Origin of the sequence: Streptomyces sp. NBC_00096 (assembly GCF_045041305.1) — a bacterium.
Taxonomy (GTDB): domain Bacteria; phylum Actinomycetota; class Actinomycetes; order Streptomycetales; family Streptomycetaceae; genus Streptomyces.
In genome coordinates this window covers 3,108,711-3,131,521 of the sequence record NZ_CP108221.1, presented here as the reverse complement: position 1 = coordinate 3,131,521, position 22,811 = coordinate 3,108,711, and the positions used below count along the sequence as shown (strand labels likewise).

The following is a 22,811-nucleotide window of genomic DNA, read 5'->3' as shown; positions in this document are numbered from 1 at the left end:
GGGAGTACGAGAGCGTGAGCGAATCCCCCGATCCCCGGCTGCCCTCCGCCCGCTCGATGCCCGCGGTCCCGTACGCCTCCTACCTGCGCGTCTACGAACCGCTGGCCGCCTTCCCGGAGCCGGAGCGCACCCACTGGGCCGACTACGCCCGGCGCGGGGTGACGGCGACCGCCCAGGACGAACTGCGCCGCTCGCTGGTGGATTTGGTACGGGTCCCCGTGGTGGGGGTCCCGGCGCACGAGAGCGCCGACGCCTTCACCGCCGAGGTGGGCGGGGTGCTGCTGGTCTGCCCGTGGCGCACCAGGCTGCGCGGCTGGCTGGCGCTCCAGGAGCTGGTGGCCGAGTTCCCGCTGCCGGTCCTGGACGCCGCCCTGCCGGCGGCGGCCCGCCGTCGGGCGGCCGAGGAGTACGAGGCCTGGCGCGGGCGCAATCCCGATGCGCGGCCGTGGATCCGTACCGGGGTCTGGCAGGTGCCGCTGCGCTGGTTCGTCCTGGTGGCCGACGAGGAGCGGGAGTACGCGGCGGGCGAGCGGCTGCGCTACCGGACGCCGATGGTGCAGGCCCGGCGCCGGCTCGCGCGGGCGCTGCGGACCCTGCGCGAGGCGGAGGGGTACGGAATGCTCGCCGAGGGGCTGGTGGAGGTCGGGAGCTGGCTGGAGGAGTTCCACCCCCGCTCGATGGTGGAGCTGGACTACGGGGGGCTGCTGCACGCGCTGCCGGCGGAGCGGCTGGAGGCAGACCGCTCGGCCGGGGACCTCGCGGCGGGGATCGCGGCGCTGCGGGCCGGTGACCGGGAGGGGGCGGCGCAGACGTACGAGGTGCTGGCCGACCGGTGGCGGGCGGTCCGGGAGAGGCTCTTCGCGAACTAGGCCGTCTCTTTCGGATCCGGCCGGCAAATCCGGCGCGGGGGTGGGTAGCGGCTCCGGAGGCCGTTGTCCATCCGCCGACCGGCCGACCACGGGAGGGAACGGCCAGCTCAAGGCCGTGATGCCCTCTTTTGGGTCTTTGTTCCGGGACCTACGTCCCGATACGGGCCATTGGCCCAAGCGTGACGGACCGCACTATCTACACCCTTGCGCCCTTCCCCTACCCTCGTGCCAAAATAGGACAAGGAGTCCGGGGAGGGTTCCTTCCGCCCAACTAAGGGCGGATTGCTCGGTATTGCACTCTACGGGGGGTCTGACGACTCCTGATCGCTCTGTGACTGATCGTCACAGTGGGGTGACTGTCCGTTATGGGACGGTCCATCGGCTTCCGCCGCTGATGAACACCTCGGAGGGCAATTCCATCGGTTTGGCCGTCGAGGCTGGACGGATGGTGTAGTTGTAGTGCCGAGGACAAGCCGTTCGTCCTATAACCGACTCGGCCCGCGTATGTCCATTTCGGGCAACGTGGGCCAAGGTGCAGAATTTAGAGGAAAGAACCGAGATGGTTCGGTTCTCCCGAGGAGGCCGCTCATGACCGCTCGCACCCCTGATGCCGAGCCGCTGCTGACCCCGGCTGAGGTTGCCACGATGTTCCGCGTGGACCCGAAGACGGTCACCCGCTGGGCCAAGGCTGGCAAGCTCACGTCCATCCGCACCCTGGGTGGACATCGCCGTTACCGCGAGGCTGAGGTCCGCGCACTGCTTGCGGGAATTCCGCAGCAGCGCAGCGAGGCCTGAGGTTCCGCAGCACCACTTATTGACGGGTCTATATCGGGTCCCCCAATCCGATGAGCCCCACATGGCTTCAAACGACTGGACCTGCCCCAACAGGTTCATCAGTCGTTCGATCGCGCTGGACTCCGCCGGGTCCAGCGCGATCTTTTTTTATGCCTGGTCAGGGGGTTGTCGGACTGGTGTGCGGAGCTGGCCGGGGAGGGTGCAATTGCACATATTAAATTGAGGGTGCGTAGGGGTGCGATAAAAGGGTGCGTCTCAAAAACACATGTGGTGACTCCCGTCACAGATGATCACTCTTGTGGATCAGGCAATGCACCCCGTAAGGGGACGTGTGCCGCAGAGCGCATCATGCGGACGGGCGATTTTCCCGGACCCCGGACCCGGACCCCGGACCCGGGCCGCTTCCGCCGTGATCCCCGGCCCGGCCCGCCGCGGCGGGCCCCCAGGTGGCCCCTGGGGGCGCCGGCGCGCGTCAGGTGGGGTTCTGGCGGCTCCCGAACCCAATCGGGGCCGTGGGGCGGGTTCGTGGCCCGGGGGCCGCTCCGGAGTCCGTCCTGGAGCCCTGCCATCGGGCGGCCCCGGAGCCGGGAACGCGTCAGGGCCCGCATCCCTGGGGATGCGGGCCCTGACGATCTTGCGAACCTGACGGGACTTGAACCCGCGACCTCCACCTTGACAGGGTGGCGAGCTAACCAACTGCTCCACAGGTCCTTGATTTGCCTCCGCTGGGCGGCTGCGAATCAGACTGTACCGCAGCTCAGGGGGTGCAGTCGAACCCGATCACCGAGCCGGTCCCGGGGCGGCCGCGTCCACGGCCTTCACGATGCGTTTGTCGGAGATCGGATACGCCGTTCCGAGGGCGTGCGCGAAGTAGCTGACCCGCAGTTCCTCGATCATCCAGCGGATCTCGGTGACCTCCGCCGGAACCGGGCGCCCCTTGGGCAACTGCTCCAGCAGCCAGAGGTATTCGTCCCGCATCTCGTGGACCTTCTCCATGCGCGTGGTGTCGCGCTGGACGCCCGTGGGCATCTGCTGGAGCCGCCGGTCGGCCGCCACCAGGTAGCGCATCAGGTCCGGCAGCCGGCGCAGTCCCGCGAGCGTGACGAACCCGGCCGGCACGAGGGCCGCCAGCTGGCCGCGTACGTCCTGGACGTTGGCCATCAGGGCCAGGCTGCCGGTGGCCTTCAGCCGCCGCTCACAGGCCTGCCAGGCCGCCAGGACCTGCTGCACCTGCGTGATCGTCCGCACGGTCGAGTCCACCAGGTCGGCCCGCACGGCCTCGTAGAGCTTGCGGAAGCCCGCCTCGTCCCACGCCGGGCCGCCGTGGTCCGCGATCAGCTTGTCGGCCGCCGCGGTCGCGCAGTCGTCGAACAGCGCCTGGATGGAGCCGTGCGGATTGCGCGACAGCGCCAGCTTCTGCTGGTTGCTGAGGTGGTCGGAGGCGAACTTCGCCGGGTTCACCGGGATGTTGAGCAGGATCAGCCGCCGGGTGCCGAGCCGCATCGCCTGCCGCTGCTCGGCCTCGGTGTCGAAGAGGCGTACGGAGACGCTCGTACCGGCGTCCACGAGCGCCGGGTACGCCTTCACGGGCTGGCCGGCCCGGCGGGTCTCGAAGACCTGGGTCAGGGTGCCGATCGTCCAGTCCGTCAGCCCGGTCTTCTCCACCGACTCCCCGCCCTCGCGCTCGGCGCTGGCCGCCGCGGCCTGGGAGAGGGCCTGGCGGGCCTTGGGCTTGAGCCGGAGCCGCAGGGCCTCCAGGTCCTTGGCCTCGGCGAGGTTCTTGCGGCGCTCGTCGACGATCCGGAAGGTGATCTTCAGGTGGTCGGGGATGCGGCTGAGGTCGAAGTCCTCGGCGGTGACCGGGACCCCGACCATCCGGTGCAGCTCCCGGGCCAGCGTCACGTGCAGGGGCTCCTGCAGCGGGTGCGCGGTGGCCAGGAACCGGGTCGCGAAGTTCGGTGCGGGCACGTAGTGCCGGCGGATCGGCTTCGGGAGGGACCGGATCAGCTCGGTGACCACCTCTTCGCGCAGGCCCGGGATCTGCCAGTCGAAGCCCTCGTCCGTGACCTGGTTCAGCACCTGGAGCGGGATGTGTACGGTCACGCCGTCCGCGTCCGCGCCGGGCTCGAACTGGTAGGTCACCCGGAACTTCAGGCGGCCCTGGACCCAGGAGTCCGGATAGTCGGCCTTGGTGACCCCGGCCGCCTTCTCCGTCAGCAGCATCTCGCGTTCGAAGTCGAGCAGTTCGGGCTCGTCGCGCTTCTTGTGCTTCCACCACGAGTCGAAGTGCGCCCCCGAGACCACGTGCTCGGGGATCCGCTGGTCGTAGAAGTCGAAGAGGGTCTCGTCGTCGACCACGATGTCGCGGCGCCGGGCGCGGTTCTCCAGCTCCTCCACCTCGGTGAGGAGCTTGCGGTTGTCGGCGTAGAACTTGTGGTGGGTCCGCCAGTCGCCCTCCACCAGCGCGTTGCGGATGAAGAGCTCGCGGGAGACCTCGGCGTCGATCCGGCCGTAGTTGATCTTCCGCTGGGCGACGATCGGCACGCCGTACAGCGTGACCTTCTCGAAGGCCATCACGGCCGCCTGGTCCTTCTCCCAGTGCGGCTCGCTGTAGGTGCGCTTGATCAGGTGCTGGGCGAGCGGCTCCACCCACTCCGGCTCCACCTTGGCGTTCACCCGGGCCCACAGCCGCGAGGTCTCCACCAGCTCGGCCGACATCAGGAACTTCGGCTGCTTCTTGAACAGCGAGGAGCCCGGGAAGATCGCGAACTTGGCGGACCGGGCCCCCAGGTACTCGTTCTTGTCGGTGTCCTTGAGCCCGATGTGCGACAGCAGACCGGCGAGCAGGGAGATGTGCACGCTCGTCTCCGGGGCGTCGGCCTCGTTGACGTGGATGCCCATGGTCTTGGCGACCGTACGCAGCTGCGAATAGATGTCCTGCCACTCGCGGATCCGCAGGAAGTTCAGGTACTCCTGCTTGCACATCCGGCGGAAGGAGGACGAACCGCGTTCCTTCTGCTGCTCGCGGACGTAGCGCCACATGTTCAGGAACGACAGGAAGTCGCTGGTCTCGTCCTTGAAGCGGGCGTGGTTCTGGTCGGCCTGCGTCTGCTTGTCCGAGGGCCGCTCGCGCGGGTCCTGGATGGACAGGGCCGCCGCGATGACCATGACCTCGCGGACGCAGTTGTTCTTGTCCGCCTCCACCACCATCCGGGCCAGCCGGGGGTCCACGGGCAGCTGGGAGAGCTGGCGGCCCATCGGGGTGAGCCGCTTCTTGTGATCCTTCTCGGCCGGGTCCAGCGCGCCGAGCTCCTGGAGGAGCTGCACGCCGTCGCGGATGTTGCGGTGGTCCGGCGGGTCGATGAAGGGGAACTTCTCGATCTCACCGAGGCCGGCCGCGGTCATCTGGAGGATGACGGAGGCGAGGTTCGTGCGCAGGATCTCGGCGTCCGTGAACTCCGGACGGGTGGTGAAGTCGTCCTCGGAGTAGAGGCGGATGCAGATGCCGTCCGAGGTGCGGCCGCAGCGGCCCTTGCGCTGGTTGGCGCTGGCCTGCGAGATCCGCTCGATGGGCAGGCGCTGGACCTTGGTGCGGTGGCTGTAGCGCGAGATGCGGGCGGTGCCCGGGTCGATCACGTACTTGATGCCCGGAACGGTCAGCGAGGTCTCGGCTACGTTCGTGGCCAGGACGATCCGGCGGCCGGTGTGCTGCTGGAAGACCCGGTGCTGCTCGGCGTGCGAGAGCCGTGCGTAGAGGGGCAGGACCTCGGTGAACCGCAGATTCCGTTTATTCAGCGCGTCCGCCGTGTCGCGGATCTCGCGCTCGCCGGAGAGGAAGACCAGGACGTCGCCCGGCCCCTCCGCCTGGAGCTCGTCGACGGCCTCGCAGATCGCGGTGATCTGGTCGCGGTCGCTGTCGTCGCCCTCCTCCTCCAGGAGCGGGCGGTAGCGGACCTCGACGGGGTACGTCCGGCCGCTGACCTCGACGATCGGGGCGTCGCCGAAGTGCCGGGAGAAGCGCTGCGGGTCGATCGTGGCCGAGGTGATGATCACCTTGAGATCGGGGCGCTTGGGCAGCAGCGTGGCGAGGTAGCCGAGCAGGAAGTCGATGTTGAGCGATCGCTCGTGGGCCTCGTCGATGATGATCGTGTCGTACGCGCGCAGCTCGCGGTCCGTCTGGATCTCGGCCAGCAGGATGCCGTCCGTCATCAGCTTCACGAAGGTCGCGTCCTGGTCCACCTGGTCGGTGAAGCGGACCTTCCAGCCGACGGTCTGACCGATCCCGGACTTCAGCTCCTCCGCGATGCGCTCCGCGACCGTGCGGGCCGCGATCCGGCGGGGCTGGGTGTGGCCGATCATGCCCCGGACCCCGCGCCCCAGCTCCATGCAGATCTTGGGGATCTGCGTGGTCTTGCCGGAGCCGGTCTCGCCCGCGACGATCACGACCTGGTGGTCGCGTATCGCCTCGGCGATCTCGTCCTTCTTCTGGCTGACGGGCAGGTTCTCGGGATACGTGACCTCCGGCATCCGCGAGGCGCGCCCGGCCAGTCGCGCGGCGGCCTTTTCGGCCTCCGTGGCGATCTCGTCGAGAACGGCCTGCTTGGCCTCGGGCTTGCGGATGCGGCGGGCGCCTTCGAGGCGGCGGCCGAGGCGGTGCGCGTCACGGAGGGAGATCTCACCGAGAAGCGTCTGCAGGGCGGCGAAGGAAGTAGACATACCTGGTCGAGGATCTCACCCGTGGGCGCCGGGTGGCGAACGCATTTGTGGGGCGGACCCGTACCATTTCGGGACGAGTCCCCCGAGTCCGCCCGAGTGGCGCCTGAACTGCACCCCGAACCGTCACCCGGACCACCGTCGCCCGAACCGTGACCCGACCCGTCACTCCGAAAAGTCCCAGTGAGAGGCTGCCCGCGATGTCCCGCCCCCGCCGCCTCCGCCTCCGGTGCGTGTTCGCGGTGCTGCTGGGCTGGGCCCTGCTGGCCGGGGCCTTCGCGGGCGGGACCGCCGCGGGGTCGGCGGCGGGGTCGGCCTCCGCCGGGTCGGCCTCCGTGGGGTCGGCCTCCGTGGGGTCGGCCTCCGCCGGGTCGGCCGCGGCGGCCGCCGGACCGCGTGCCGTGGGGGACCCCGCGCTCGGGGCGCCTGCGCCTGCGCCGGCTCCCCTCCCGGCCGAGGTCCGGGAGGCCGAAGCGGCGCCCGGGGTCGCCGCTGCCGGGCCGGGTGCCGTGCGGGCCGCCGGCGTCGGGGAGGCGGCCGCTGCCTTCGCACGGGCCGGCTCTCCCGGGCCCGCCTGCGCCCCCGGCTCCCCCGGGCACGACGGCGTGCCCGCCCTGCCGGGGCGTTCCGGCTCCGACCAGGCGCAGGCCCCGCCCGCGGGGTCGCCGTCCGGGGTGGCGGCCCGGCCGCAGGTGATACCCGTACGGGTTCCCGTACGCGCGCCCGGTCAGCCGGCGCCGTCGCCGCTGGAGCTGTCCGTGATGCGGGTCTAGGAGGACCGGCCGCATCCGCCCGGTCCGCCCCGCCCGCTTCCCGTACGTACAGCTCTGGAGCACCCGTATGTCCTCTTCCCCTTCCCGACCCCCGAAGCGCAAGCCCTCGAACCGCAAGCCCCTGCTGATCTCCGCCGGTGTCGCCGTCGCCGCCGTCACCCTCGGCCTCGTCTCCTGGCAGGCCACCGCGCCCGCGAAGAACCCCGCCCGGTCCTCCGGCTCCGGCTCCGCCTCCGCGCCCGAGGCCGGTGCCGGTGCCGGATCCTCCGCGGACCCCGCCGCGCAGCTGAAGGCGCTGGCCCGGCGCGAGCCCGGCGACAAGCTCGCCGCGGGCCGGGCCGACGCGCCCGTCGTCCTGATCGAGTACTCCGACTTCAAGTGCGGCTACTGCGGGAAGTTCGCCCGGGACACCGAGCCCGAGCTGGTGAAGAAGTACGTGCAGGACGGCACCCTGCGCATCGAGTGGCGCAACTTCCCGATCTTCGGCGCCGAATCCGAGGCCGCCGCCAAGGCCGCCTGGGCGGCGGGGCAGCAGGACCGTTTCGCGCAGTTCCACGCGGCCGCGTACGCCGAGGGCTCCAAGGAGAAGGGCTTCGGCGAGGACCGGCTGACGGAGCTCGCGCGCCAGGCCGGGGTCCCGGACCTGGAGCGCTTCGCGAAGGACATGGCGGGGGAGCAGGCCACCGCCGCGCTCCGCAAGGACCAGGAGGAGGGCTACCGCATCGGCGTCGCCTCCACCCCGTCCTTCCTGCTCAACGGCCGGCCCGTGGCCGGAGCCCAGCCCCTCGACACCTTCACCGAGGCCGTCGAGAAGGCCCGCGCCCAGGCGCAGGCGGCCGCGAAGTGACCGACGTCGGATACCTGGCCGCCCTGCTTGGCGGCCTCCTCGCCCTGCTCAGCCCGTGCAGCGCGCTGCTGCTGCCCGCCTTCTTCGCCTACTCGATCGACTCCACCTCGCGGCTGCTGGCCCGCACCGGGATCTTCTACGCGGGCCTCGCGAGCACCCTCGTACCGCTGGGGGCGGCCGGTTCGTACGCCGGGCGGTTCTTCCACGGCAACCGCGACGGGCTCGTGCTGTTCGGCGGCTGGCTGATCATCGCGCTCGGGCTCGCCCAGATCCTGGGCCTGGGCTTCGCCCCGAAGCGGATCTCGGAGCTGTCGGGGCGGATCCGGCCGACCACCGCCCTGTCGGTGTACGCCCTGGGCGCGGTCTACGGCCTGGCCGGCTTCTGCGCCGGGCCCATCCTCGGCAGCGTCCTGACGGTGGCGGCGGTCAGCGGCAGCCCGGTCTACGGAGGCCTGCTGCTGGCGGTGTACGCGCTGGGCATGGCGGTGCCGCTGTTCGTGCTGGCGCTGCTCTGGGAGCGCTTCGACCTGGGACGGCGGCGCTGGCTGCGCGGGCGCGCCCTGACGGTCGGCCGCTTCGAAGTGCACACGACGACGCTCGCCTCGGGTCTGTTCTTCATCGTGCTCGGCGCGCTGTTCCTGATCTACGACGGGGCCAGTGCGCTGCCGGGGCTGCTGGACGTGGACGATTCGTTCGCGGTGGAGCAGCGGGTCCAGGCCGTCGCGGACGCGGTCCCGGACGGGGCACTGCTCGGGCTGGTCGCCGCGGTGGCGGTGGGCGTGGGCCTGGTGCAGTGGCGCCGGCGGGCGCGGGCGGCGGAGGCCGGAGGGGAATGACGAAGAAGGCCCCGTCCGATGGACGGGGCCTTCTCGTATCCGGTGGCTGGGGCCGGGGTCGAACCGGCGACCTATCGCTTTTCAGGCGATCGCTCGTACCAACTGAGCTACCCAGCCACGAAACCGTTTCCGGCTTCAGCGAACCTGACGGGACTTGAACCCGCGACCTCCACCTTGACAGGGTGGCGAGCTAACCAACTGCTCCACAGGTCCTTGCAATGTGCGAGACGAGTCTCGCACACGGTAATGCGTACCCCCAACGGGATTCGAACCCGTGCTACCGCCTTGAAAGGGCGGCGTCCTGGGCCACTAGACGATGAGGGCTAAAGGCCCGCCGGGCACTTTCCAGCGCGTCGGGGACGTGAGAAGCATATGGGATCCCGGCGGCGATCGCCAAAACGGTTTCGGCGCGGCCGGTCGCGGGTGTTCCGCGGGGTGATCTGCGGGGCTGTTCGGCGGGGCTGTTCGGCGGGGGTGTTCGGCGGGGGTGATCCGGGGAGGTCAGCCCCAGCCGAGTTCGTGGAGCCGTTCGTCGTCGATGCCGAAGTGGTGCGCGATCTCGTGGACCACCGTCACGGCGACCTCGTGGACCACTTCCTCCGTGCTCCCGCACATCCGCAGGGTCGGACCCATGTAGATCGAGATCCGGTCGGGCAGGACCCCGGCGTACCACTCGCCGCGCTCCGTGAGCGGGGTCCCCTCGTAGAGGCCCAGCAGTTCGGGGTCGTCGGCGGCGGGCTCGTCCTCCACGAAGACGGCCACGTTGTCCATGACCCGGGTCAGCTCCTCGGGGATCGAGTCCAGCGCTTCGGCCACCAGCTCTTCGAACGCGTCTCGCGTCATCTCCAGCACGAGGCCATTCTCCCGCGTCCGCGGCCGATCGAGCCGATCCGGGCGGGCCGGGACGCGGCGCGCGAGAATGGCCCGGTGCCGACAGTGCTGGAAGGTCTGGAAGTGGTGACGACCGCGGTGGGCGAAGCGGGGCGCGGATGACCCGCCCGGTGGAGGGCGCCGAGCCCATCGACCCGGACGTCGACCTGCACGTCCCGGCGCAGCGAGCCGAACCGGGGCCCCGGGTGCTCGCGGCCGTGGCGGCCGGCGGAGCCGTGGGCGCCTCGGCGCGGTACGGGGTCGCGCTGCTGTGGCCGGCCGCGCCGGGGGCCTTCCCATGGGGGACCTTCTGGGTCAACGTGTCGGGCTGCGCGCTCATCGGCGTACTCATGGTGCTGATCAGCGAGGGCGGCCGCTCGGCGCACCCCCTCGTACGGCCCTTCCTGGGGGTCGGGGTGCTCGGCGGGTTCACCACCTTCTCCACCTACGCCGTGGACTTCGCGCGCCTGCTGGACGCCGGTGAGACGGTGACCGCGCTGGCGTACGCCGGGCTCACGGTGGTGGCCGCGCTCGGCGCGGTGTGGGCGGCGGCCCGGCTGACGCGCCGTGCGGTCGGCGACGGCGACGGCGACGGTGCCGGTGCCGGAGCGGCCGGGGCCGGGGCGGGCCGGTGAACTGGCTCGTGGTGATCCTGGGCGCCGCCGTGGGGGCACCGCTGCGCTACCTGACCGACCGCGCGGTGCAGGCGCGGCACGATTCGGTCTTCCCGTGGGGGACCTTCGTGGTGAACGCGGCCGCCTGCCTCGTGCTGGGGGCCCTGACCGGGGCGGTGCTGGACGGCGCGGCCTCCTCGCGGCTGAGCCTGCTGCTCGGGACCGGGCTGTGCGGGGCGCTGAGCACGTACTCGACGTTCTCCTACGAGACGCTGCGCCTGGCCGAGCGCGGCTGGAGGTTCCTCGCGGCGGCGAACGTGGCGGCCTCGGTGCTGGTGGGGCTGGGCGGGGTGACGCTCGGGTCGCAGGTGGCGCGGCAGCTGTTCGCCTGACGGACCGGCGGATGCCGGCGGGCGCCGGCGGGTGGGCGATGCCGGCGGGTGGGGCGGATGTCGGCCGGTGGGGCGGAGCCCTTCTCCCCTTTGGAGCGTGTCTCTTACGGGGCAGAGGGAGTTGGGCACATTGACCCGCTCACCGCGGACCTTTGCCTGTGTTCCGGAGGTGCCCCGTGCGCCAGTTGACCGCTTCCCTCCGCCCCCTCGGCTCCCTTCGCCCCCTGCGACTGGCGGTCGCCGCGCTCGCGGTGGCGGCGACGGCGGGCTGCATGAGCGTCGGGGAGGACGCCGCGAAGCCCGGGCCCTCCTCGCCGGCGGGGATCCAGGGCGGGAAGTCCGGCGGTGGCTCCTCGTCCGGCAAGGGCGCCGGGGCGCACGGCGGCGGCCACGGCTCGAAGGACGGTACGGGGAACCAGGACGGCAAGGCCGGAGGCCCCGGGAGCACCCCCGGCGCGCCCGGCGCCTCCCCCAGCCCGGGTGCCCCGGCCGGTCCGCCCGGAGCTCCCTCGCCCTCGGCCGGCCCGGGCGGCGGCGCGGGCGGCCAGGGTCCGCAGCAGCCCCCGACGGGCGGCGGTTCCGGCTCGGGCTCCGGCGGCGCGGGCGGCTCCGGGGGCGGCCAGCAGTCCGCCTCCCCGGCCCCGCCGTCGCCGTCCGCGGTCCCCCCGGTCTCACCGCCGCCCGTGACCGAAACCACACCGAGTCCGGCGCCCTCGCAGCCGGATCCCAGCAGCGGGTCGGGGGGCCAGTAGGGGGCGGTGGACGGAGGCCGCGGGATGGTCCGCCCGCCTTGGGCGGATCGGCATCTCCGCAGGTCAGAGCCTTCTTTGGGGGAGCGACTTGCCAGACCCCGGGGAGGGTGCGTATGGTTATAGATCGTTTGATCCCATTGCCCGGCGCCGACTCCGAAGAGCGCCGCGTGGCGCGTACTCTCCCCAACCGTGGCTGACCGCATTGAGGCGGTCGATTTGCGATTCACGGAGTTTGGGCGCGTGCCGAGACTCCGGAAGGTTTCGCATTTCGCATGTCCATTTCCAGTTCTGACCGTTCCGTCATGCCCGAGAACGACTCCAACGAGATCGTCGACGCCGAGACCCTCGCGGTCACCGAGGCCCTTGAGGCCGTAGTCGCCGACGAGATCATCGAGGCCCTCGAGGCCGACGTGACGACCGGCGAGTCCCTCGAGGACTCCACCGACGCTTTCGACGACGACGCCGCCGAGGCGGACGACGCCGACGCCGAGCCCACCCTGACCTTCGGCGACCTCGGTCTGCCGGACGGGATCGTGCGCAAGCTCGCCCAGAACGGCGTCACCGCGCCCTTCCCGATCCAGGCCGCGACCATCCCGGACGCCCTGGCCGGCAAGGACATCCTCGGCCGCGGCCGCACCGGCTCCGGCAAGACCCTCTCCTTCGGTCTGCCGACCCTGGCCTCGCTGGCCGGCGGCCACACCGAGAAGAAGAAGCCCCGCGCGATCATCCTGACGCCGACGCGTGAGCTCGCGATGCAGGTCGCGGACGCCCTGCAGCCCTACGGCGACGTGCTCGGCCTCAAGATGAAGGTCGTCTGCGGCGGTACCTCCATGAGCAACCAGATCTTCGCTCTGGAGCGCGGTGTCGACGTCCTCGTCGCCACCCCGGGCCGTCTGCGCGACATCATCAACCGCGGCGCCTGCTCCCTGGCGAACGTCCAGGTCGCGGTCCTCGACGAGGCCGACCAGATGGCCGACCTGGGCTTCCTGCCCGAGGTCACCGAGCTGCTCGACCAGATCCCCGGCGGCGGCCAGCGCATGCTCTTCTCCGCCACCATGGAGAACGAGATCGGCACCCTGGTCAAGCGCTACCTGACGAACCCCGTCACGCACGAGGTCGACAGCGCGCAGGGCAACGTCACGACCATGACGCACCACGTCCTCGTCGTGAAGCCGAAGGACAAGGCGCCGGTCACGGCCGCCATCGCCGCCCGCAAGGGCCGCACCATCATCTTCGTCCGCACCCAGCTGGGCGCCGACCGCATCGCCGAGCAGCTCATCGAGGCCGGCGTGAAGGCCGACGCGCTGCACGGCGGCATGACGCAGGGTGCCCGTACCCGCGTCCTCGCGGACTTCAAGGACGGCTACGTCAACGCGCTCGTCGCCACCGACGTCGCCGCCCGAGGCATCCACGTCGACGGCATCGACCTGGTCCTGAACGTGGACCCGGCCGGCGACCACAAGGACTACCTGCACCGCTCGGGCCGTACCGCCCGCGCCGGCAAGTCCGGTGTCGTGGTCTCCCTGGCCCTGCCGCACCAGCGCCGCCAGATCTTCCGCCTGATGGAGGACGCGGGCGTCGACGCCTCGCGCCACATCGTCCAGGGCGTCGGCGCCTTCGACCCCGAGGTCGCCGAGATCACCGGTGCCCGTTCGCTGACGCAGGTCCAGGCCGACTCCGCGAACAACGCCGCGAAGCAGGCCGAGCGCGAGGTCGCCGACCTCACCAAGCAGCTGGAGCGCCTGTCGCGCCGTGCCGTCGAGCTGCGCGAGGAGGCCGACCGCCTGGTCGCCCGCTCCGCGCGTGAGCGCGGCGAGGACCCGGAGGCCGCTGTCGCCGAGGTGGCCGAGGCCGCCGAGGCCGAGGTCGCGGCTGCCGCCGCGGCCGCGCCGGTCGCCGAGGAGCGCCCCGCGTTCCAGAGCCGTGACGACCGCGGCAACTACGAGCGCCGTGACAACCGTCGCGACGACCGTGGTGACCGTGGCGGCGACCGTGGTGGCTTCCGCCGCGACGACCGTCCCTCCGGTGGCTTCCGCTCCGGTGGCGACCGTCCGACCGGTGGCGGCTTCCGCTCCGGTGGCGACCGTCCTTCCGGTGGTGGCTTCCGTCGTGACGACCGCCCCTCGGGTGGTTTCAACCGTGACGACCGCGGTGGCGACCGTCCTTCCGGTGGTGGCTTCCGCCGCGATGACCGCCCCTCCGGTGGCTTCCGCTCCGGTGGCGACCGTCCGACCGGTGGCGGCTTCCGCTCCGGTGGCGACCGTCCCTCCGGTGGTGGCTTCCGTCGTGACGACCGCCCCTCGGGTGGTTTCAACCGTGACGACCGCGGTGGCGACCGTCCTTCCGGTGGTGGCTTCCGTCGTGACGACCGCCCCTCGGGTGGTTTCAACCGTGACGACCGCGGTGGCGACCGTCCCTCCGGTGGTGGCTTCCGCCGCGATGACCGTCCCTCCGGTGGCTTCCGCTCCGGTGGCGACCGTCCGACCGGTGGCGGCTTCCGCTCCGGTGGCGACCGCCCGGCCGGCGGCGGCTTCCGCTCCGGTGGCGACCGTCCCTCCGGTGGTGGCTTCCGCCGCGACGACCGCCCCTCGGGCGGCGACCGCCCGTACGGCCGTCGTGACGACAACCGCCCCTCCGGCTCCGGTTCGACCGGCGGCTCCTCCTTCGGCCGCCGCGACGACAAGCCGCGCTGGAAGCGCAACGACTGATAGCAAGCCGCAGCGCTGAACTGACTGCCTGACAGGGCCCCCACGAAACCGTCGTGGGGGCCCTGTCGGCTTTTGTTAAGCTCTGCTGACTTTTTGCCGGGGGGCAAGGCAGGCGAACCGATTCCGATCGTCGCCACGGCCCCTCGGCCTTCCCGGGGGGAACACAATGAAGTACATACGCGCGCTGAGCGCGGGCGGACTCGCACTGGCCTTGGCCTTCGCAGGGGCGGGCACCGTACCGGCGGCCGCGGCGACGGCACCGGGGGGCGAGGCCACCCTCGCGGCGCCGCCGCACCAGACGCCGCACTACACGAGTCTCCAAGCAGCCGGCAGCGGTTTGCAGTTCCCCCGTGGTTTCGACGGGACCATCTGGTGGCGGAGCCCGGACGGCCGCGAAACGAGCTGGAACGGCTGCGACGGACGAACCAAGTGGTCGGCTCGTTACGGCGACTCGACCGGCTGCGAGCTCTCCCTCGACGGTGGCAGTGACACACCGGGCCCCCTCAGGATCCACGACTTCGCCACGGACAAGACGGAGACCCTGGCCTCCCAGGCGAACCGGGTGTGGACGTCGGCCTCCAGCCCCACCCAGGTGCTGACGTACGAGATCCGTACGGACGGCTGGCTCGATCTCCACCTGCTCGGCCGCGAGGGCGATCCGCGCAAGGACGTCCCGGTCAAGGCGACGGAGAAGATCGCCCGCCCGTTCAAGGTCGAGTCGCAGGACACGAACAGCGCGCTGGTCAGCTACATGGCTGCCGACGCGTCGGACCAGCTCGCGGTGGTCGACTTCGCGGCGGGCACGATGCGCACCGTGGCCAAGCCGGCCGGCGTGACGGACCTCGACCACGTCAAGGTCGCCCTGGGCGCGCGCTGGATCGCGCTGCAGTACGACTGGAAGGCGACCCTGATCTCCAGGGCGAACCCCGCCGTCACCCACACGCTGGACCTCCACCCGAACACCCTGGAAGTCCGGCCCGTCGGTGACTGGCTGGTCAGCCGCCGCCAGTACCTGACGGCCGACGCGGTGGTCGCCGCGCCGATCAACGGTGGCGCGCAGCGCACCCTGCTGCCCCGGGCCGGTGAGGCACCGCTGGTGTCCGGCTCCGACGGGGCCGTGTACGCCGACGGGGGCACCGACTCCACCCACTGGGGCGTCCAGCGCATCGTGCCCGACGCCCTGGGCGTGCCGCAGGTGACGGAGGCGCTGCACACCCCGCCCAACCCCGCGGACCGCAAGGGCCTGGCGTTCGCCCAGGGGCAGCTCGCCGTCGGGCAGGACGATCCGAACAGGAGCATCCAGGGATACCAGGCGTCGGTGTCGGGTCCGGTCTCGGTGTCCCGGACACCGGGTTGGAGCTGGAACTGCGACGCCGAAGCGACCGAGTCGGTCTGTGCGGGCAAGGTGGCGGGCGACCAGTTCGCGGCGACCGGGGACGGGCGGCTGGTCGGGCTGGCGACCCAGGACGGCCTCGGGTGCTACTCCTGTGTGGTCGTGGCACGGGTGAAGGAGGCCCGCACGGGCGGTGCCGTCCGCTTCGTGCGCCTGGAGAGCGCGAACCCGATGCAGGCCACTTCCATCGTGGCCGCCTCGGGCCGGTACCTCCTCTTCGTCGCGTCCGAGAACTCCGCCCAGCGGCTTCTCGTGGCCGACATCGAGACGGGCAAGGTCCTCGGCAGCGGCCTGCCGTGGGCTTCGGCCCTGTGGGGCTCCATGCTCTGGCAGCCCGAGGGCGACAAGGGCGTCGTGGCCGGGACGGATCTGCGGACCGGGCAGGTGACCCGGCGCCTCGACCTGGGATCGGGTTGCCGCCCGTACGAACTGGCGGTCAGCGGAGACTGGTTCTACTCGACCTGTTCCTCCTACGGGGACGCGGCGGCCGCCTACCACGTGCCGGACAAGAAGCGGATCCCGATGCCCTTCACCCCGGAGGCGGGGTCGGTGCGGCTCGGCGACGGGTACGTCGCCCGAAACGCCGAGGTGTACAACCTCCGGTCCGGCACCGCTGTCCGGGAGTTCGCGCCGGAGCAGCCGCCCCTCGCTTTCGGCGTCGACTGGACCATCGACCGGTTCGGCGGCCCGCTGGCCTACATCGACCCGGCGGAGACCGTCCACGTCGTCGGGATCACGGGCGCCGCCTCCGCGCTGGCCGTCATCGACCAGAGCGCCCCCGCCACCTGGGACGCCGGGAACCCGGGTGCCACGCAGCCGCGCTGGTGGCTGTCGAAGCCCGCCGGGTCCTGGCAGCTGAGCGTCCGTGACAAGGCGACCGGCATCACGACCCCCGTGCGGAGCGGCGCCGAAGCGCGCGGGCTCGTCGCCCCGGGCTGGGACGGCCGGGACGCCGCCGGGAAGCTCCTGGAGAACGGCGCGTACGACTGGACGCTCACCGCGAAGCCCGCCGACGGGCAGGGCGGTGACCTCACCGTCTCCGGGGCCGTCACGCTCTCCGGGGGCGCGGCCGGGCCGCGGGACCACGTCGGGGACGGGTTCGGGGACCTGCTCGGGTTCAAGGCCGACGGGACGGCCGAGTTCCGTCCCGGTGGCGGGGGCGCCTTCGGTGCCGCCGTCCCGGGCAGCGGCTGGACCGGTGAGAACACGATCACCGCGGTGGTGCCGTTCGCCGACGTGGACGGCGACGGCTGCAACGACGTGCTCGCGCGGACCAAGGCCGGTGCGCTCCGGGCCTACCGCCCCGGCTGCGGGAAGCCGCTGACGCCGGCCTCGCCGTACTCGGTGATCGGGAGCGGCGGCTGGAACGCGTACGACACGCTCGTCTCCCCGGGAGACATCACGGGGGACGGCCGGCCGGATCTGCTGGCCAGGAACAACACCACGGGTCAGCTGTACTCGTACGAACTCAAGGGCACCGCCCTGCTGCCCAAGAAGCTGGTCGCCGAGGGCATGCAGGGCTACCTGCTGGCCGGCGCGCGCGACCTGAACGGCGACGGCCGCGGCGACATGGTGGGCCGCGACCCCGCCGGCAAGCTGTGGTTCTACCCGGGGCAGTCCGACGGCAAGCTGGCTCCCCGCGTGGAGATCGGCGGGGGCTGGCAGGTCTTCGACTCCCTCGTCGGCGTCGGTGACATCACCGGTGACGGCAGGGCCGATCTGGTGGCGCGCGACAAGGCGGGCGTCCTGTGGCGCTACAACGGCCGGGGCAACGGCAAGTTCGACAAGGCCGCCAGGATCGGCGACGGCTGGGGGGCGTACGCGACCCTGAGCTGATGACACGGGCCGGATAGCCGATACCCGATCGGCTGTCCGGCCCTCTCGGGCTATGCTCTGGGGTGAGCAAGCCGAGGGCCATTAGCTCAATTGGCAGAGCAGCGGACTTTTAATCCGTTGGTTGTCGGTTCGAGTCCGACATGGCCTACTGCTCACAGCGCCCCATCCGGTCCGCCGGGTGGGGCGCTTCGCGTGTTGACGGCGGGTCAGGCATGCGGCGGGGACCGGCCGTGCCGGACCGGCGCGGGCACCGGGAGACGGGCACACCCACCGTGTTTTACCTGCCTGACCTGCGGTGATGTCCAGTCCAGGGGTGCTGCGGACGTTAATTGGCGGAGGCCTCCCCCCGGATGGCGTAGAGTTGTGTTTACCGACGCGGGGTGGAGCAGCTCGGTAGCTCGCTGGGCTCATAACCCAGAGGTCGTAGGTTCAAATCCTGCCCCCGCTACTCAGTACGAAGGCCCGGTTCCCCTTGGGGAACCGGGCCTTCGTCGTGTGCCGGTGTCAGCGCCCCATCACCCGAACGGTCCCGTCCGGGTCGCCGTACGGGGCCTCCTGCGGCCAGCCTTGGGGGGCGAGGCGGCGGCCCGCACCCGTGCGAGGGACCGGGCGGCAGGAGAGCAGCGTGGCGGGGCTGGGCCGGCGGGGCAGGGTCGAGCGGGTGTTCGGCGCGGTCGCCGGCAGCACGGTGGTCCGGCGGATCATCAAGGCGCTCCCGGCCACCCTGATCGTCGTGGGCCTCCTGTTCGACGTGCTGACCCCGCCGAGCTTCACCGGCTCCCCCTTCTTCTCCGCCGCCCCGCTCGTCGCCGCCCCGCTGTTCACGCTCCGGGCCACCGTCCTGACCGGGTTCGTGGCCACCCTCGCCGTGGTGCTGCTGCACATCTACAACGGCACCACCTGGAAGGTGGAGGCCCTGACCGAGCTGGCCACCGTCCTGACCGTCTCCGGGCTGGCCATGCTGATCAACATCGTCGTGCGGCGCGGTACGGAGCAGCTCGCCTCGGCGCGCGGGATCGCCGAGGCCGCGCAGCGCGCCGTGCTGCCGACGCCCGCCGAGCGCATCGCGGGCCTGCACGTCTCCGCCTCGTACGAGGCCGCGCAGGCGGACGCGTTCATCGGGGGCGACCTCTACGCCGTCCAGGACACCCCGTACGGGGTCCGCCTCGCGGTGGGTGACGTGCGCGGGAAGGGGATCGGGGCGGTCGAGGCGGTCGCCGTGGTCCTCGGGGCGTTCCGGGAGGCGGCCGAGAGCGAGCCCTCGCTGGAGGGCGTGGCGCGGCGGCTGGAGCGGGCGCTGGCCCGTGAGGGCAACCGGCGCGACAGCCTGGACGCGGTGGAGGGCTTCACCACTTGCGTGCTCGGGGAGATCCCGCCGGGCGCGGGCCTGCTGCGGCTCGTCAACCGGGGCCACCCCGAGCCGCTGCTGCTGTACGCGGACGGGGGCCTGGCGGTACTGGCCCCCGCCGAGCCGGCGCTGCCGCTGGGGATGGGAGACCTGGCCAGCTGGCCGGACCGGGTGCAGGAGTGGCCCTTCCCGCCCGGAGCCACGCTGCTCCTGTACACGGACGGGCTGACCGAGGCCCGGGACGGTGCGGGGGCCTTCTACGATCCGGCGGACCGGCTGCGCGGGCGGGTCTTCCCGGGGCCCGACGAGCTGCTGAGCGCGCTCGGCAGCGATGTGCGCCGCCATACGGGCGGCGCCGCGACGGACGACATGGCCCTGCTGGCGGTGGCGAGGCCGGGGGAGCGGCAGCCGGAGCGGCGGCGGACGGTGCCGGTGGTCCCGAAAGGGGACGGAGCGTAACCGTAGGGGCGCGCTCAGCGAGATGCCTGACGAACCGTCAATGTGAAGATGTGGCGGAAGTGGTGGGGGAGTCAGCCGATTTTTGCCCGAGTTGATCCGCGACTATGGCGAAAAGTCCTGGCCAGAGCCGTGCGTTGGGTGGCTGATTGTGGTTAACGATCAATCGCAACTGCTTGGAATCACTCCCCTTCTTCTATTACCGTTCGATAACGCAGAGCGGTTGTCCCAGCCGTCGCAAGAGACGGCGCCGTGCGCGTGCTCGCCCATGAGGAGTGTGCCCCGGTGGCCTCCAACTCGCCTGCCCCTGAAGGCATCGAAGTCCAGGAGCAGCCCACCGCCGGAGCCTGGGGCGAGTGGAACCCCACCGAGGACTCGGCGCGCCCACCGCGCGGCAAGCACCGCGTGCTCAAGCAGCGCGGCGGACTGGCCCGCTCCTCCACCGTCCTCGGCGTCGGCGTCATCGCGGCGGTCGGGGCGGGCGGCATCGCCACCGCGCAGGACCGGCCCCAGGTCGCCATCACCCTGCCCTCCCTGCCGGAACTGCCGGAGGTACTGGGGGGCGCGGGCGCCGCCGGGCACGACGCCGGCGCCGCACGGACCGCGGAGACGGCGCGGACCGGGATCTTCCCGCAGCAGGCCGACCGGCGCTCCGACGCGGGGGAGCTGCTGCGCAGCCGCATCCTCCAGCAGGCCGAGTCCCAGCAGGACGCCGCCGCGGCCCGGGAACGGGCCGAAACGGAGCGGGCGGCGCAGGAGGCCGCGGCCAAGGAGGCGCGCGAGGCCCAGGAGACCGCGCGCAAGGCGGCCGAGACGGCGGCGGCCGAGGCGGCCGCCAAGGAGAAGCGCGAGGCGCAGGAGGCCAAGGAGGCGGCCGAGGCCAAGGCGAAGGCGGAGAGCATCGCCAAGTCCGCCGGCGGCTTCGCCCTGCCCACCTCGGCCTACACCCTGACCTCCCACTACGGCGACGCCGGCTCGATGTGGTCCTCCGGGCACCACACCGGCCTCGACTTCGCCGCCCCGACCGGCACCCCCGTCAAGGCCGTCGCCAACGGCAGGATCACCTCGGCCGGCTGGTCCGGTGCGTACGGCTACCGGATCGTCCTGGAGCTCCCCGACGGCACCGAGGTCTGGTACTGCCACCTGTCGTCGATGTCGGTGACCAGCGGCTCGGTCGCGGCGGGCGACACCATCGGCCGGGTCGGCGCCACCGGCAACGTCACCGGCCCCCACCTCCACCTGGAAGTGCGCGAAGGCGGCTCTACGGTGGACCCCCTGACATGGCTGACGGCGCGGGGTCTGAACGTGTAGCACCGGGCGCGGCGGCCGCGGTGGGTGCGGCGGCGGCGGTGGACCCGGTGGGTGCGGCGGATCCGCGGGGAGCGGACCTGCGGGGAGCCGGCAGGCCGGGGAGCAGGCCGGCCAGTACGGGCGCCCGGTCCAGGGGGTCGAACCAGGGCGGGAGCAGCTCCTCCAGCACCGCCGCCCGGGACAGCGCCGGGCCCGCCGTCGCGCGGCGCAGCCAGAGCCGGTGCAGCAACTCCCTTTCCCGGCCCGCGAAGTCCGGCTCCCGGACCGGGCCCGGGCCGTGCGCCCGGTGACGTAGCAGGGCCAGGGCCATCGCATCGGCCTCGTACAGGGCGACCGCCCGTCCCGCGGCGCGGCCCCCCGTGCTCCGCGCCAGGGCGCGGGCCAGCGAACGCGCCGGTATCGACACCAGCGCGGGCACCTCGGCGGGGCTCAGCCAGCCGGCGGCCGCGTACACCGCGAGCTGCCCGGCGACGGCCCGCAGGCGGCGCCGCCGCATCCACACGGCCAGCCAGGTCAGCAGCCCGAACAGCGGGACCATCACGCAGCCGTAGACCACGTAGAAACCGGACTCGCCCAGATCCGAGGAGCTGTTCCACAGCGCGTGCAGGCCCATGGCCGACGCCAGGGCGAGCAACGGCAGTCCGATCCGGCGGGTACGGCGCACGGCGAGGGCGGCCGCACCGAAACCGAGGCCGGTGACGACGGTGAACAGCGGATGCGCGAAGGGGGACATGATGCCCCGGACGAAGAAGGTCGCCGCCGTCACGGAGTTCAGTACCGCGGTGCCGTTCGCGGCGTCCTCGTCGAAGGCGTTGCCGAGGTAGAGGATGTTCTCGGTGAAGGCGAAGCCGGTGGCGGTGAAACCGGCCACCACGAAACCGTCGGCGGGGCCGGTGAACTGCCGTCTGCGGAACAGGAACACCAGCAGCAGGGCGGCCGCCTTGGCGCTTTCCTCGACCACCGGCGCGATCGCCACCGAGCCGAGCTGGTCGGCGTCGGAGGGGTCGGCGGTGGCCGCGGCTATCCACTGGGTGGCGAAACTGTTGGCCAGTATGGCGATCAGCGCCGCGGCGCAGGCCCCCCAGCCGAAGCAGAACAGCAGCTGCGCCCACGGATGCGGCGCGGCCCGGCCCACCCACCGGAACGCCGTGACCAGGGGCGCCACCGGCAGCAGGGCCAGACCGAGGCCGACGAAGAACCCGGGCGTACCGGTCTGTTCGCGTACGAGCTCCAGGATCGCGGCACCGCAGGCGACGAGCAGCGCGACGAGGGCGTAGGTGCGCGCACTGGACATACGGAACAGGCGGGAAGGTCGGAACAGCCGGAACAGCCGGAACAGCCGGGACGGTCGGGTCGCTCGGGACACGCGATGACTCTACCGAGCCGACCCGACACACGGAGTGACGTTGTCAGTTCTCCGCGTTACCCGTGCGCCGGAACAGAAGGTCGTGTACGACGTGTCCCTTGTCGAGGCCCTGGCCCTCGAAACGGGTGAGCGGCCGGAAGCCGGGCCGGGGCGCGTACCCGCCGTCCTCCTGCGTGTTCTCGAACTCGGGCTGGGCCGTGAGCACTTCGAGCATCTGCTCGGCGTACGGCTCCCAGTCGGTCGCGCAGTGCAGGATCGCCCCGGGTGCCATGCGGGTGGCGGCCAGCGCGAGGAACTCGGGCTGGATGAGGCGCCGCTTGTTGTGGCGGGCCTTGGGCCAGGGGTCGGGGAAGTACACGCGGATCCCGGCGAGGGAGTCCGGGGGCAGCATCTCGCGGAGCAGGATGATGGCATCGCCGTTCGCGACACGGACGTTGCTGAGCCCGTTGCGTTCGGCGAGGGCCAGCAGATTGCCCTGCCCGGGGGTGTGCACGTCGGCGGCGAGGATGCCCGTCTCCGGGTCGGCGGCGGCCATCTGCGCGGTGGCCTCGCCCATGCCGAAGCCGATCTCCAGCACGACCGGAAGCCCGTCGAACATCTTCTTCAGGTCGATGACGTCGTGCCCGTCGATGTCGAGACCCCAGGTCCCCCACAGCCGCTTCAGGGCCTCGCCCTGCCCGGTGGTCACCCGGCTGCGCCGGGGCTGGAAGCTCCGGATCCGCCGCTCGTGGTGCGACCCGGCCGGATCGGGCGCGGGCCCGTCCGGGAACCGGGGCTCGGTACGCCACTTCGGGGGCACGTAGGTGGAGGTCGCCTCCGGCGCGGGCGCGGGCTCGGGCTCGGCGGCGGGATTCTGGGGGCTCAGTGACTCAGACACAATCCCCGGATTCTACGCGCGCCCCACCCCCGGGGGCTGAGCAGCGACCCCGCAC

General features: G+C 72.0%; 16 protein-coding genes and 6 tRNA genes. 14 read left to right on the top strand and 8 right to left on the bottom strand.

The window, feature by feature from the left end:
* The first annotated feature begins 56 nt into the window (after positions 1 to 56).
* Positions 57 to 869, top strand: a complete 813-nt coding sequence (locus OG904_RS13580) for a hypothetical protein (protein ID WP_405497991.1) — start codon at positions 57 to 59, stop codon at positions 867 to 869.
* A 588-nt stretch (positions 870 to 1,457) separates the two neighbouring features.
* The gene (bldC, locus tag OG904_RS13575; RefSeq protein WP_003949541.1) at positions 1,458 to 1,664 is read left to right on the top strand and encodes a developmental transcriptional regulator BldC; all 207 of its coding nucleotides are present in this window, start codon (positions 1,458 to 1,460) and stop codon (positions 1,662 to 1,664) included.
* A gap of 637 nt (positions 1,665 to 2,301) precedes the next feature.
* On the opposite strand, the gene OG904_RS13570 is transcribed toward bldC, so the two are convergent.
* Both OG904_RS13570 and hrpA read right to left on the bottom strand, forming a co-directional pair.
* Positions 2,302 to 2,375: transfer RNA gene (locus OG904_RS13570), tRNA-Asp, on the bottom strand.
* A gap of 69 nt (positions 2,376 to 2,444) precedes the next feature.
* Positions 2,445 to 6,380, bottom strand: coding sequence for an ATP-dependent RNA helicase HrpA (gene hrpA, locus OG904_RS13565; protein ID WP_405490657.1), 3,936 nt, complete (start codon positions 6,378 to 6,380; stop codon positions 2,445 to 2,447).
* Between the two features lie 197 nt (positions 6,381 to 6,577).
* On the opposite strand from hrpA, the gene OG904_RS13560 reads away from it, so the two are divergent.
* The 3 genes from OG904_RS13560 to OG904_RS13550 all read left to right on the top strand — a co-directional run bounded on the left by OG904_RS13560 (position 6,578) and on the right by OG904_RS13550 (position 8,833).
* Positions 6,578 to 7,150 carry a hypothetical protein gene (locus tag OG904_RS13560; RefSeq protein ID WP_405490655.1) on the top strand — a complete coding sequence of 191 codons (573 nt, stop codon included), beginning with the start codon at positions 6,578 to 6,580 and terminating at the stop codon, positions 7,148 to 7,150.
* 67 nt (positions 7,151 to 7,217) lie between these two features.
* On the top strand, positions 7,218 to 7,997 hold the full coding sequence (locus OG904_RS13555) for a DsbA family protein (RefSeq protein ID WP_405490653.1): 780 nt from the start codon (positions 7,218 to 7,220) through the stop codon (positions 7,995 to 7,997).
* Positions 7,994 to 8,833: a cytochrome c biogenesis CcdA family protein gene (locus OG904_RS13550; protein WP_405490651.1), complete on the top strand. Its 840-nt coding sequence runs from the start codon at positions 7,994 to 7,996 to the stop codon at positions 8,831 to 8,833. Before OG904_RS13555 ends, OG904_RS13550 begins: the two co-directional genes overlap by 4 nt.
* A gap of 43 nt (positions 8,834 to 8,876) precedes the next feature.
* Here the strand turns inward: OG904_RS13550 and OG904_RS13545 are convergent.
* The 4 genes from OG904_RS13545 to OG904_RS13530 form a co-directional block, all read right to left on the bottom strand.
* Positions 8,877 to 8,950 (bottom strand) — tRNA-Phe (locus OG904_RS13545).
* A gap of 22 nt (positions 8,951 to 8,972) precedes the next feature.
* Positions 8,973 to 9,046 (bottom strand) — tRNA-Asp (locus tag OG904_RS13540).
* 38 nt (positions 9,047 to 9,084) lie between these two features.
* Positions 9,085 to 9,157 (bottom strand) — tRNA-Glu (locus OG904_RS13535).
* A gap of 177 nt (positions 9,158 to 9,334) precedes the next feature.
* On the bottom strand, positions 9,335 to 9,685 hold the full coding sequence (locus OG904_RS13530) for a metallopeptidase family protein (RefSeq protein WP_405490649.1): 351 nt from the start codon (positions 9,683 to 9,685) through the stop codon (positions 9,335 to 9,337).
* 137 nt (positions 9,686 to 9,822) lie between these two features.
* Here OG904_RS13530 and OG904_RS13525 point away from each other — a divergent pair, with 137 nt between their 5' ends.
* From OG904_RS13525 to OG904_RS13485, 9 genes are all read left to right on the top strand, one after another.
* Positions 9,823 to 10,338 (top strand): FluC/FEX family fluoride channel, encoded by a 516-nt coding sequence (locus OG904_RS13525; protein WP_405490647.1) that lies wholly within the window; start codon positions 9,823 to 9,825, stop codon positions 10,336 to 10,338.
* The gene (gene crcB, locus OG904_RS13520) at positions 10,335 to 10,709 is read left to right on the top strand and encodes a fluoride efflux transporter CrcB (protein ID WP_405490645.1); all 375 of its coding nucleotides are present in this window, start codon (positions 10,335 to 10,337) and stop codon (positions 10,707 to 10,709) included. Before OG904_RS13525 ends, crcB begins: the two co-directional genes overlap by 4 nt.
* A gap of 185 nt (positions 10,710 to 10,894) precedes the next feature.
* On the top strand, positions 10,895 to 11,461 hold the full coding sequence (locus tag OG904_RS13515) for a hypothetical protein (protein WP_405490643.1): 567 nt from the start codon (positions 10,895 to 10,897) through the stop codon (positions 11,459 to 11,461).
* 272 nt (positions 11,462 to 11,733) lie between these two features.
* Complete coding sequence (locus tag OG904_RS13510; RefSeq protein WP_405490641.1) at positions 11,734 to 14,169, top strand: DEAD/DEAH box helicase; 2,436 nt, start codon at positions 11,734 to 11,736, stop codon at positions 14,167 to 14,169.
* Between the two features lie 166 nt (positions 14,170 to 14,335).
* Positions 14,336 to 17,398 (top strand): FG-GAP-like repeat-containing protein, encoded by a 3,063-nt coding sequence (locus tag OG904_RS13505; RefSeq protein WP_405490639.1) that lies wholly within the window; start codon positions 14,336 to 14,338, stop codon positions 17,396 to 17,398.
* Positions 17,399 to 17,473: 75 nt separating this feature from the next.
* Positions 17,474 to 17,546: transfer RNA gene (locus tag OG904_RS13500), tRNA-Lys, on the top strand.
* 226 nt (positions 17,547 to 17,772) lie between these two features.
* Positions 17,773 to 17,846, top strand: a tRNA-Met gene (locus OG904_RS13495).
* Positions 17,847 to 18,032: 186 nt separating this feature from the next.
* Positions 18,033 to 19,205 carry a PP2C family protein-serine/threonine phosphatase gene (locus OG904_RS13490; protein ID WP_405497989.1) on the top strand — a complete coding sequence of 391 codons (1,173 nt, stop codon included), beginning with the start codon at positions 18,033 to 18,035 and terminating at the stop codon, positions 19,203 to 19,205.
* Between the two features lie 282 nt (positions 19,206 to 19,487).
* A complete protein-coding gene (locus OG904_RS13485) occupies positions 19,488 to 20,513 on the top strand; it encodes a M23 family metallopeptidase (RefSeq protein WP_405490637.1) in 1,026 nt (341 codons plus the stop codon).
* Here the strand turns inward: OG904_RS13485 and OG904_RS13480 are convergent.
* Positions 20,464 to 21,807 carry a PrsW family intramembrane metalloprotease gene (locus OG904_RS13480; RefSeq protein ID WP_405490635.1) on the bottom strand — a complete coding sequence of 448 codons (1,344 nt, stop codon included), beginning with the start codon at positions 21,805 to 21,807 and terminating at the stop codon, positions 20,464 to 20,466. The genes OG904_RS13485 and OG904_RS13480 overlap by 50 nt on opposite strands.
* Positions 21,808 to 21,922: 115 nt before the next feature.
* The gene (gene trmB / locus OG904_RS13475) at positions 21,923 to 22,756 is read right to left on the bottom strand and encodes a tRNA (guanosine(46)-N7)-methyltransferase TrmB (protein WP_405490633.1); all 834 of its coding nucleotides are present in this window, start codon (positions 22,754 to 22,756) and stop codon (positions 21,923 to 21,925) included.
* Positions 22,757 to 22,811 lie beyond the last annotated feature (55 nt).

What these genes read in the sequence shown, in the direction of transcription:
- bldC (WP_003949541.1), top strand. Translation starts at nt 1,458, where the DNA reads ATGACCGCTCGCACCCCTGATGCCGAGCCGCTGCTGACCCCGGCTGAG.
- OG904_RS13510 (WP_405490641.1), top strand. Translation starts at nt 11,734, where the DNA reads ATGTCCATTTCCAGTTCTGACCGTTCCGTCATGCCCGAGAACGACTCC.
- OG904_RS13580 (WP_405497991.1), top strand. Translation starts at nt 57, where the DNA reads ATGCCCGCGGTCCCGTACGCCTCCTACCTGCGCGTCTACGAACCGCTG.
- OG904_RS13480 (WP_405490635.1), bottom strand. Translation starts at nt 21,807, where the DNA reads ATGTCCAGTGCGCGCACCTACGCCCTCGTCGCGCTGCTCGTCGCCTGC.
- hrpA (WP_405490657.1), bottom strand. Translation starts at nt 6,380, where the DNA reads ATGTCTACTTCCTTCGCCGCCCTGCAGACGCTTCTCGGTGAGATCTCC.
- OG904_RS13555 (WP_405490653.1), top strand. Translation starts at nt 7,218, where the DNA reads ATGTCCTCTTCCCCTTCCCGACCCCCGAAGCGCAAGCCCTCGAACCGC.
- OG904_RS13560 (WP_405490655.1), top strand. Translation starts at nt 6,578, where the DNA reads ATGTCCCGCCCCCGCCGCCTCCGCCTCCGGTGCGTGTTCGCGGTGCTG.
- OG904_RS13505 (WP_405490639.1), top strand. Translation starts at nt 14,336, where the DNA reads ATGAAGTACATACGCGCGCTGAGCGCGGGCGGACTCGCACTGGCCTTG.
- OG904_RS13525 (WP_405490647.1), top strand. Translation starts at nt 9,823, where the DNA reads ATGACCCGCCCGGTGGAGGGCGCCGAGCCCATCGACCCGGACGTCGAC.